A 10212-nucleotide genomic window follows, 5' to 3' on the forward strand; every position below is an offset into this window, starting at 1 on the left:
CTATAGATTGTAGCTCTATAGGTTTCGAGAGCGCTTCATCGTTCCTTTTGCGGAATCGGCAAATTGGAACTCAACACAGCGTTTGGCCTTGCGCTCAAACAGGTCCGTAAGCGACAGCAGCTCACCCAAGAGGACTTTTCAAATATCAGCAGCCGGACGTATCTGAGCACCTTGGAGCGAGGCCTGAAAAGTCCCACACTGGAAAAGCTGGAACAGTTGTCCTCAGTGCTCAACGTCCATCCACTGACCATGATGGTTGTTGCATATATGTACAAAGAAAATCGGCAAAATGTATCCGATCTTCTCAAAAATATTGAAACCGAATTAGCTTCGCTTTCACCCAGTGACACCGTTTCACTTGCACATGACCAAAAGAGTCCGAGCCAACCATAGCCTATCCGGGCGCCGAGAATGGCAGCCTTGCAGCGTGTTGCACATAGCCGTAGCGGTTGCCGCATCCGGGCCTACGCTCGTTCAGTCTGCACCTGAAACACTTCAATCAGCTGCTGGTTGTAATCGTCAAGGTGCAGTAGGAGTTCGTGACAACCATGGTCTCGTCACCGCCGTAGAACGCTTTAGCAGAGATCGCCTGCAACACCGCAGCGTTGCCCACAGAGCCTGTGGAGTTTTTTGGCCTGTATGACCATGTTTCTTACCCAACCATCCGAGGCCGGTAGGTCATTGATAAACCCCTAACTCAACCCGCTCCAGGTAGTCCTCGACAGCCTGAAACCCAAGAGAGTTACCGATAAGGTCAAGAGGGACGCTGCCTGCAAGGTGCTTACAAGGTCGATCGAGCCATTCTTCAGCAAGCCGCAGTGCGCCAAAAACAGTCGTCGCGTGCTCTAGTACCTTCGCGTATTGGAAGGCCACCGCGCTCTGCTGAACGTTAAGGCGAGCTGTCTTCGAGTCATCGCCCTGACGTTGGCTCGTTCGGATGGGCTTGCCAACGATCCGCCCGATGACCCTCGATGAGGAGTAAAGCTCAGAGATCGAGAGCATGGCCTGAACATCTTTGAGGGCGAAACCTTCCCTGGCCAGCAAGAAAATACTGAGCTGGCTGAGCTGTTCGATTTTGACTTGGGTCAAGTATTCCGTAGGCGTACGGGCTGGCAATGTCGATTTAGCTGTTTGGGTAGGAGGAGGAACCATCTGGCTGACTTCGGTTGCGACATTTGAAGCTAGCTTAGCCCGCTTTGATGCGTCGCGCGTGGTGGCCTGCACCGAATTGATCAGTCGTCCGGCAGGTCGCCCAACGTAATTGAAATGCTGATGGGCACATTGACGTTGAGGTTGTAAAAGTCGGTATCCCCAAGGGAGCACTACGCCTGGCGCCAAGACAAAGCTCGATGGCATCCAGAATGGTAGATTTTCCGCTGTCACCTGGCCGAATCAGGCAATTGAAGCCTGGGGAGGGTGGCTAGTAAATTCGCGAGCGGCGAGCACGCGAATTCCGGAGATCTGAGAACTATTCTGCATGAGCTTGCTGCAACCCAAAGATGAAACTGAGGATGCCAGAACCCGTCACAAAGCTGTACGTACCTGCCCGTTGGGAGCCTGGGACCATGCCGACTACTGGCTCCCGATTCATTTGACTTCGCTCCAGGAGCTCGCGCCTTTCTACGTTTACCCGGCTGATGGCGCAATGGTATTGTCGCCCATCGCTATGCTGCAGTGTCAAACGGATACAGGAGTTCAGTTTATGGGTGTTATGGAAAGAGCATTGGCCTCGTCGCCATTTTTAGCGAGGGCCGCGATTCCGCGTACAGGAGACGATGAAATCCCGGGGTATTACTCCACTGAACTTGATATGTGGGTCGTGAACACGACTGACGGAATCGCCCCCGTCATTGCGGAAGGTGCCTTAAGCGAGCTAATGACCAAGACCAAGGTCAATTTGGAGCAGGACGACGAGGCGCCCTGGCAATTGGACTTGCTCACGAAGACGTTTCACAACACGGAAAGTGACGACAATCACACTGGTGGAAGTAATGAGCTTCTCCAACTAGTGACAAAAACTGACACGACTCAGGAGCGCGACGATCGTTGCGACGTCAATCACATCCTTGAGCTCATCACCAAAACCAATGTCGAGCTAGAGCATGACGACAACGGTGACCCGACCTTTGGTCTCGACACCCGATACTACGAAGGTTGAGGAGGGGGAGAGCTATGCTGTTGTTGGTTACGAATCAGCGGGACATTACGATGGATTATGTCGTAGCTGAAATCCGACGTCGCGATGTACCTTACTTTCGCTTGAATACCGAACGCCTTCCTCAGTCACTTTGCGCTATGGCAAGTCACCCTCGTTCGGCATGGTCGATCTCGATCGATGGCCGCATGATCACTGGTGATCAGATAACTGCGGCGTATTTCCGCCGGCCTGGAGCACCGTATGTGCCCGAAAGCGTGACTGATGCTGGCGAGCGTGCCTACATCGCCGCTGAGTGGAGCAGTTTTCTTAAAAGCTTTTATGCTCGCCTCGGAGGCCGCTGGCTAAATTCGCCGTCCAATATCTTTGCAGCCGAAGATAAGCCACTGCAACTCCTGATGGCCCATGAGCTTGGATTCAAAGTGCCCACGGTCACCGTTACCAATGATATCGAGTCAGCACGCCAAGTTGCTGAGATGGGCCAGGCCATCGGCAAGCCTCTGCGCCAGGCGGTGCTTACAGGGGAGCGCGAGCGAGTGATCTTCACCACGCGCTTGGGCAAGCTTGAAGATGATCAAGCCCAGTCAATCGCTTTGACACCCTTTATTGTTCAGTCAGAGATCGTTAAGAAATATGACGTTAGGGTCACCGTCGTTGGGGAGTATGTTTTCGCCACGGCCATCTGGTCTCAGGATCACGTTGAGACCGAGGTCGACTGGCGCCAGGGCAGTCGACCAGATTTGAGGCATGAGAAAATCGAGCTTCCTGTCGAGATTCAGAAACAGTGCATTGCACTCGTCAGTGGATTGGGGCTGAGGTATGGGGCTATTGACCTAGTCTGCGATCAGCAAGACGAACTCTGGTTTCTTGAAATCAATCCCAATGGTCAGTGGGCATGGATTGAGAACTTGACAGGGTATCCAATTGCGTCGGCCATCGTGGACGATCTGTTGAAGATTGCCCGTGGTTGAGGAGGGCAGCTCTGTGCGCCTCTACTGCGCAAAGAAGCTTGGTAAGCTACGATGGTTCTGGCCGATCATTCAACGCTTGCCACCGGATGCCCAAGCCAATTACGACACCTGGATGAAAGAGATCGGCGACTCAGTCAAGGAAGGCGATTGGGCGAAGGACAGCGAAGTCGCACTCGATGAAGCTCGCCGAATTTTCGACGCCGAAACTGATCGTCGCAAAAGTGCAGATGCTAAGGCGGGGATCTACCTGGCCGCGATTACTGCCCTGATTCCCGTATTGGTCTCTCTATTGCCGAGCCTATGGAACGATAAAGCGAGCAAGGTGTTGAGTGTGACCTCACTATTCGTCTTCACCTGGGCGGTGGCATATTTACTGAGAGCTGGAGGTTGGGCTTTCAGCACCTTAAAGGTTGCAGGGTTCACTCAAGTTGGACCGGGAGAGATTGCCACCTGCTGGAAAAAAGACGAACCCAAGGTGGCTCTCGCAAAATCGTTGGCGATGGCAGCCTTTCTTAATTTCCCATCCGCAAATCAGAAGGTGACCGGCATAAAAATGACGCATGAATATCTTCTGCGAGCATTCCTCAGCTTTACGGTATTGATGGTTGTCCAAGTCGTCTGGCCGGTCGGTACTTGGATAGTCGTTCAGGCGGGAGGGTTATGGAAAACCGAACTCCCCAAAGTTCTCGTCATGTGTTTCTCCTAAGGGACCTAGGTCTGGATTTCGCCGGAGCCTTAGCATTGACCAATGACGCTGCAAATACCGATGGACTCTAGAGGTAGCTACCAGCCGATTCTGGGCAACCGGCTCATTCGGCGTTTCGGTGCGCCATAAAAGTTTAATTTTACCGAATACCGCACGCTTGACGGAGGTCGAATGTGACATGAAAAGTTTCAAATTGGCGGAGACACTGGCTTTAAATTAAACCGAGAGCCTGTATGCGTAAATTCTTTTCTTTGGAGAGAAGCTTAGACAATCGAAGCATTCTCAAAGGTGGAGAATTCCGCCGTTGTATGATCAGTAACTCAAACAAGATCGAATGATGCGCTTGGAGCAGATGCGTTTTTCGAACAAGAGGAATCATATGAGCATTTCAAAGAGCGCACAGATTTCAAAAAGCCAAGTGGTCGATGCGGTCACAAAATTGTCAGCTCAAAGCGTCCCGGTTACAGCAAGATCAGTTCGGGAGTTTCTTGGCAGAGGTTCATACTCAACGATCACGAAACTGCTTCGCGAAGTTCGCGCCTACGAAGCGGAAAATGAAACTGCAGAAGAAACATTTGCGGCATTTCCCGATAAAATAAGATCTATTTTGTCTTCAATTTTGCTTGAGCTGAGAAGAACTGTAAAGGAGGAGGCGGACGCGGAACGCCGAGAGATAGATAGCCTTAAACGCAACCTGCGGCACAGATGGGCGGGTTTAGTTAGAGATAAATTTGAAGCGATAAGGGCTTTGGATACTGAGCGAAAGTTTCGGATCGCACTGCAGGAAGACAACCATATCAAGGCGCAATTGCTTGATCAAATAGCAGCCATGCAGAGGCAGAATTTGTACTTAGAAAAATGCCTAGAAGAGTTCAACAATGAACACCTCATGAAACTTGCCAAGCTCGAGCAGGACCTATGTAGCAGTCAAGCACGAGTTTTTCAGCTTTCGATGAAATTGGCAGGCATACAGCCGACAGAGCCCGAAGCGTAGCGGGTACGACAGACTTTGGGGGGGTTAGTGAGTCAGCGCTTTTCTGTGGAGGAGCATTAGGACGCTGAAATATTATGACAAAGGCCTGAAAGCGAAGCCTAAACCCTAAGCCGGGTATAATCCCAGGATTTGTATTTTTACTTCCTATAAATTTAGATTTTTACTTCCGGGTAGTCTTGAAAGAACCTTTGGTAAAAGTTCCGTCCTGACACATCATTTAACATAATATACATTATGCGAACCCTCCTATAGAAGCTTGGGGGCCGAGGGAGGCACTTTTTGAACCAGGTCAAAGCCATTGCTCTGACCTGGAGCGTCAGCATCCAGCAAATGCCATTACGGATAGTCTTCACCGCCGTTTGGAAACCGGCACCGGTGAATTCGACTCAGTGCCATTTTCCAGCCACGTACCGCACCGTGCTTTTCAATAGCCAGCAATGCGTAGTTCGAACAACTCGGATCGAACCTACAGGCGTCTCTAAGGCGACTCGGTGCAATGCGCTGATAGAATCGAATGGCAAAAAAGGATAGCCAGCAAATCACCGTGGCTTACGGAAAGAAATGACGTAGTAGCTGCCCACCGAGTCTTTTTTGCCCATGAGGGCATCAAAACAGCCACCCTTCACCGACACGCCTATCGAGTCTATGCGATAGAACTCCCAACCTTCCTCGGCGTACTCGTTGACGACATTTTGCAGATAGATTGCGGCCTCATTCCCTTTGTGTTTACTTGCCTGAACCTCAATATTTGGCGGAACCTGGACCATCTTGTATGTGTACATCGCTTTCTCCTTGCGTCAGGCTTGATAAACGTCCGACTGACCCGCTAGATGGCCAGAAAAATGACTCGCCATAGTAGCCATCTGCTGGCAATGACTCTAGATGTAATAACGTCATCGACATTATGCGAACCTTCCTATACAGGACTGGGCGGCTCTGCCGGTCAGATTTGAGGCCAGGCCAGGCCTCATTAGCTACCGACAGCTGTTTCTTCAGGATCCCACCAGGCGTAATCCTCATCGGTGTCGCTTTGGATAGTTTTGGGATCTTTCGCTGCGAGTTCGGCTAGCGCTTGGGTGCTTTGTTGGAGTGCCTGGACCAGCCTGCGATACTGCTTCACCTCATTGCGCAAAACTGCCAGCTCTTGGCTTTGCCTATCAGTAATATCATTCAATCTGAGCATAAGCTCAGCAGCATAGAAAAAGGCCTTAGAGCCTGTTTGAGCGCCGGTGATTTCCTTCAAGGTTTGCACCAGTTCCTCAGGTACGTCTTGGATCTTGACCAGCATAGCGACCTCCAAACCGAATGGCGAAGCAGAAAGGTACCATAATCAGGGGGAAAGGTAGATTTTAAGCAAGTAAAAGCGTGATAAAAGCTGATTAAGGTGCCAAAAATGACCACGCATGAATTCTTAGAAGCTATGTAGCCGGATAAAAGCCAACTGGCCAATAGCTGCGCGCTTGAGCTACCCTACCCATATAATATTCGCCATAGGAATAACTAAACTAAATAGCTCTTTAGTAGAGCTAGCCATTAGTGCTTGAACGCACGAGTACTCACTACCCTCGCCCACTGTTGTTATTCACGCCGCACTTGTGTTTGCGACACGAGCGGTGCGAATAAACAAGGCGCGCACTTTCTCCCAGAAATCCCCCCCCACTACGAAAAAGCTACTGATCAACATGACGTCACCCAGCGCTTGAACTTGCCAGAGGTTGGGTCTGAGCCCTGGCCAAATGCTGTCGATGTAGGGTTCAAGAAAGGAGGAAATCAGCGGCACAAAGAACATCACGATGCCAACTCTATGACGCCATGGGCTCACTTCAACTTCCGTGCTAGGTGCAAGTGAGGACACATAACCGAACAGGCTGCGTTTTAACTGTTGGAATCCGGACTTGCCCATGATGGCAATGGCGAGAATCAGCAGGATTTTGTTGCTGATGAACAGAACGCCGGTCAGTGCAGCGATCTTTGAACCCGGCACATCGGCTGCCGCTGCGAGTGGCACCAACAGCCAGGAACCCAGCATCAAGCAGATAATGACTATTCCCAACTTAAAGCGCCAACCGGCTGAATGGGGTTCAACAACACCCGGGGTGTTATTCATAATCATCGTACCTTTCTAACAGATCACAGTAGATTTGATGACGCTTAAAAAAGCGTAGCAGCCGTGTGCCCATTTGGACGGCTATGCTCCAGTGATCTGTGTTGGTCAGGAAATGCGTAATGCATCCAGGTACAACCCTGCTGAATTGGCCTGGCCGGTTCGTGCTGCTTGGCGTATTTGGCCTCAGTGGCTGCGTACGGCTTGGGCCGGACTTCCAGCCGCCCAGCGAAGAATGGGTCAAACACTGGAGCACCCCTGCCCTCGAGCAATCCAGCCAACGCAGCCTGAACCCAGACATTCGTCAGTGGTGGCAAGTCTTCGCCGATCCGGTCCTCAATCACTTGATTGCCGAGTCGGATGCACGCAACTCCAGCCTCAAAATCGCCGGCCTGCGCGTCATGGAAGCCCGCGCCCAACTCGGCATTGCTCAAAGTGGTCTTTACCCGCAACTGCAGCAAGCCAGTGTCGACAGTCTTTACTTCAACCGCAGGCAATCCGGCGGGACCAACCCGCAAGACAGCCATTTCTGGCAACACAGCGCGGGGTTCGATGTGGGTTGGGAGTTGGACTTCTGGGGTCGGTTCAGTCGCGCCATCGAGTCGTCCGATGCCAGCTACTTCGCCGCCCAGGCCAACTATGACGACGTGCTCGTACTGCTGCGCGCACAAGTGGCCGATACCTATTTCTCGCTGCGCACCACCGAAGCGCGTTTACGCGTCGCCCGGGAAAACGCCAAACAGCAAAAACGCAACTTCGAGATCACCGAAAAGCTCTTCAACAGTGGCCAAACTGCCGAGCTCGACCTGCAACAAGCCAGAACCCAGTACTTGGGCACGTTGAGCACCATCCCCAACTTCGAAGATCAGCTCCAGCGCACCCGCAATGCGTTGGCGGTGTTGATTGGTCAGCCGCCCGGCGCACTGCCGCAACTGCTCGAGTACGAGGGATTGATCCCGCTGGTCGACCGTGCCGTGTTGCAAGATGTACCGGCCAACCTGCTGCTGCGTCGGCCCGACGTGCGCGCTGCCGAGCTCAATGTCGCTGCCCAGTCAGCGCTGATCGGTGTGGCCGAGAGTGATTTCTATCCGTCGCTGACCTTGCTGGGCAGCATCGTCTGGTCAACCGACACGCTCAGTGGCACGCCCCGGAATCTGGATTTGATCGGCGGCCCCAGTCTGCGCTGGAATCTGTTTGATCACGGCCAGATCAGCAACAACGTGCGCGTGCAGGATGCGCGGTTGCAACAGCTGATCGAGGCTTACCGCGACAAGGTTCGCCAGGCGGCACGCGAGGCGGACGATGCGGCCTATGGCCTGATCAAATCCCTGGAGCGCGAACGCATCCTGCGTGAGGCCGAAGTGGCCGCCAAGCGTTCGCTGGTGTTGGCCAGCGCGCAATATCGCGAAGGTTATTCGGACTTCCAGCGGGTGCTGGATGCGCAGCGTGCCTTGCTCGAACAACAGGACAATTACCTGGTCGCCCGCAGCAATGCCGTGAGTAATGTCATTGCCTTGTACAAAGCCGTGGGCGGTGGCTGGTACAGCGCCCAGCCGAAAGTTGATCCAACCACCCGCCAGCAAATGGAAAAACGCACTGACTGGGGCGATCTGCTGAAAGAGCCCACCCCTGCACAGCCTGCCATTCCAATGTCTTACAAGGTAAAAGACCAATGAGTGAAACCGCCCCTTCCACGTCCGAGCCCCCAGTCGCCCAGGCACCAGCGCCGGCTGCCGACCCGGCGAAAAAAGGCATCAAGTGGATCCTCCTACTGATCCTCCTGAGTCTGACCTGGTACCTGTTGGCGGATCGTTTCACCCCCTACACACAACAGGCCCGGGTGGGCGCCTTTGTGATTCCGGTCGCCTCGGAAGTGGCAGGCCGCGTGACCCGGGTAAACGTGCGCAACAATCAGGACGTCAAGGCCGGCGAAGTTCTTTTCGAGGTGGACCCGCAGCCGTACCAGATTGCCGTCGACCGTGCGCGCGCCGACCTTGAATCGACCCGCCGACAGATCGGTGCGAGCACCGCCGGCATTGCCTCGGCGCAAGCCAACTTGCGGGCCGCCCAGGCCAATGAGCTCAAGGCGCGCCAGGACAATCAGCGTCTTGAGGGTTTGTATCGCGAAGACCCCGGCACCATTTCCGTACGGCTGCTCGAAGTGTCTCGCGCCAACCGCGAACAGGCTGTGAGTCAGGTCGCCGCTGCCCGCGCCGAAGTACAGCGCGCGCGTGAACAGGAAGGTGGTAGCGAGGAAGACAACGCCTTGCTGCGCAGTGCCGCCACGGCGTTGTCCAAAGCCGAACTGGATCTGTCCAACACGCAGATTCGCGCTCGCTCGGCCGGACTGATTACGGATCTGCGTACTGACGCTGGGCAATTCGCTGCTGCCGGTAGCCCGGTCATGACCCTGATCGCCATTCATGATGTGTGGATCAGTGCGGACATGACCGAGAACAACCTCGGTCTGGTGAAGCTCGACACGCCGGTTTCGATTGTTCTGGATGCTCTGCCGGGCGAGGTCTTCGAGGGGCGCGTGCGCAGCGTCGGTTACGGCGTCAGCGTGGGGCAGACACCTCCGCCTGGCACCTTGCCCAGCGTGCAGAACAGCCGCGATTGGTTGCGTCCGGCCCAGCGTTTTCCGGTCATTATCGAGTTTTCGCCAGACTCATTGAACACGTTGCGTGACAGTAGGGGGATCCGTGCCGGTGGGCAGGCCGAAGTCATGGCCTTCCCCACCGAGGGCAATCCGCTGAACCCACTCGGCCGCGTGTTTGTGGGGTTCATGAGCTGGCTGAGCTATGCCTATTAAGGGTGTGTCTACTCGGCGCACGCCGCGGGATCAACGCGCACTGCGCCTGGCCACCGGTACAGCGTTGTGCCTCACCGCCAGTTTCGGCCTGGGCTTGCCGATTCCTTTTATGGCGCCGGTGCTTTGCCTGCTGTTGCTGGCCTCGGTCAATCGCCCGCTGCCTTTCAAGGCCGGACTGGTTCTCGCACTGGCCGCCATGTTGACCACCGGCACCGGCCTGCTATTGATCCCGGTCCTGCGTTATTACCCCATCAGCGGCGTGCTATTGATCAGCGTCGGTCTGTTCCTGGCCTTCCGCTTTGGCCTGCGCGGCGGCAACACCTTGATCATGACCTTCCTGGTGATTGGCCTGACCATGATCTCCTCGGCCGGTATCGCCGAATTCGATCTGGCGGCGATGGTCATCGGCGCACTGGTCAAGGGTTTGCTGCTCGCCGTTGTCGTCGTGGCGTTCAGTCATGGGGTATTCC

Annotated in this window: 13 protein-coding genes and 2 pseudogenes; 8 read left to right on the top strand and 7 right to left on the bottom strand. The window is 54.2% G+C overall.

All coding sequences use genetic code 11. The features are described from left to right. Positions 1-63: 63 nt before the first annotated feature. A complete protein-coding gene (locus WLY71_RS27015; protein ID WP_347805985.1) occupies positions 64-393 on the top strand; it encodes a helix-turn-helix domain-containing protein in 330 nt (109 codons plus the stop codon). A gap of 136 nt (positions 394-529) precedes the next feature. Here WLY71_RS27015 and WLY71_RS31475 read toward each other — a convergent pair. The 3 genes and pseudogenes from WLY71_RS31475 to WLY71_RS31480 all read right to left on the bottom strand — a co-directional run. Further along, positions 530-653, bottom strand: a pseudogene (locus tag WLY71_RS31475) (restriction endonuclease); the annotation flags it as partial. 25 nt (positions 654-678) lie between these two features. Next, a complete protein-coding gene (locus WLY71_RS27025) occupies positions 679-1152 on the bottom strand; it encodes an antitoxin Xre/MbcA/ParS toxin-binding domain-containing protein (RefSeq protein ID WP_347805995.1) in 474 nt (157 codons plus the stop codon). A gap of 89 nt (positions 1153-1241) precedes the next feature. Then, positions 1242-1417 (bottom strand): annotated as a pseudogene (locus tag WLY71_RS31480) (ATP-dependent endonuclease); the annotation flags it as partial. 60 nt (positions 1418-1477) lie between these two features. On the opposite strand from WLY71_RS31480, the gene WLY71_RS27030 reads away from it, so the two are divergent. The 4 genes from WLY71_RS27030 to WLY71_RS27045 all read left to right on the top strand — a co-directional run bounded on the left by WLY71_RS27030 (position 1478) and on the right by WLY71_RS27045 (position 4826). Next, positions 1478-2158 (top strand): hypothetical protein, encoded by a 681-nt coding sequence (locus WLY71_RS27030; RefSeq protein WP_256672359.1) that lies wholly within the window; start codon positions 1478-1480, stop codon positions 2156-2158. A 14-nt stretch (positions 2159-2172) separates the two neighbouring features. Further along, complete coding sequence (locus WLY71_RS27035; protein ID WP_347805986.1) at positions 2173-3126, top strand: MvdC/MvdD family ATP grasp protein; 954 nt, start codon at positions 2173-2175, stop codon at positions 3124-3126. A gap of 13 nt (positions 3127-3139) precedes the next feature. After that, positions 3140-3832: a hypothetical protein gene (locus WLY71_RS27040; RefSeq protein ID WP_347805987.1), complete on the top strand. Its 693-nt coding sequence runs from the start codon at positions 3140-3142 to the stop codon at positions 3830-3832. Between the two features lie 379 nt (positions 3833-4211). Next, positions 4212-4826, top strand: coding sequence for a DNA-binding protein (locus tag WLY71_RS27045; protein ID WP_347805988.1), 615 nt, complete (start codon positions 4212-4214; stop codon positions 4824-4826). A gap of 336 nt (positions 4827-5162) precedes the next feature. Here the strand turns inward: WLY71_RS27045 and yidD are convergent, their stop codons facing one another. From yidD to WLY71_RS27065, 4 genes are all read right to left on the bottom strand, one after another. Then, the gene (gene yidD / locus WLY71_RS27050) at positions 5163-5369 is read right to left on the bottom strand and encodes a membrane protein insertion efficiency factor YidD (RefSeq protein WP_347805989.1); all 207 of its coding nucleotides are present in this window, start codon (positions 5367-5369) and stop codon (positions 5163-5165) included. After that, complete coding sequence (locus WLY71_RS27055) at positions 5366-5608, bottom strand: DUF4177 domain-containing protein (RefSeq protein WP_031598762.1); 243 nt, start codon at positions 5606-5608, stop codon at positions 5366-5368. Before WLY71_RS27055 ends, yidD begins: the two co-directional genes overlap by 4 nt. Before the next feature lie 188 nt (positions 5609-5796). Continuing rightward, positions 5797-6114, bottom strand: coding sequence for a hypothetical protein (locus WLY71_RS27060; RefSeq protein WP_347805990.1), 318 nt, complete (start codon positions 6112-6114; stop codon positions 5797-5799). Positions 6115-6408: 294 nt separating this feature from the next. Further along, positions 6409-6933: a transporter suffix domain-containing protein gene (locus WLY71_RS27065; protein WP_347805991.1), complete on the bottom strand. Its 525-nt coding sequence runs from the start codon at positions 6931-6933 to the stop codon at positions 6409-6411. A 119-nt stretch (positions 6934-7052) separates the two neighbouring features. Between WLY71_RS27065 and WLY71_RS27070 the strand changes: the two genes are divergently transcribed. The 3 genes from WLY71_RS27070 to WLY71_RS27080 all read left to right on the top strand — a co-directional run. Continuing rightward, on the top strand, positions 7053-8606 hold the full coding sequence (locus WLY71_RS27070) for an efflux transporter outer membrane subunit (protein ID WP_347805992.1): 1554 nt from the start codon (positions 7053-7055) through the stop codon (positions 8604-8606). Beyond that, a complete protein-coding gene (locus tag WLY71_RS27075; RefSeq protein WP_347805993.1) occupies positions 8603-9742 on the top strand; it encodes an HlyD family secretion protein in 1140 nt (379 codons plus the stop codon). The genes WLY71_RS27070 and WLY71_RS27075 overlap by 4 nt, the downstream gene beginning before the upstream one ends. Continuing rightward, a partial coding sequence (locus tag WLY71_RS27080; RefSeq protein WP_347805994.1) for a DUF2955 domain-containing protein occupies positions 9732-10212 on the top strand: 481 nt, incomplete at its 3' end. The genes WLY71_RS27075 and WLY71_RS27080, both read left to right, overlap by 11 nt.

This window comes from Pseudomonas rossensis, assembly GCF_039888995.1.
GTDB lineage: Bacteria > Pseudomonadota > Gammaproteobacteria > Pseudomonadales > Pseudomonadaceae > Aquipseudomonas > Aquipseudomonas rossensis.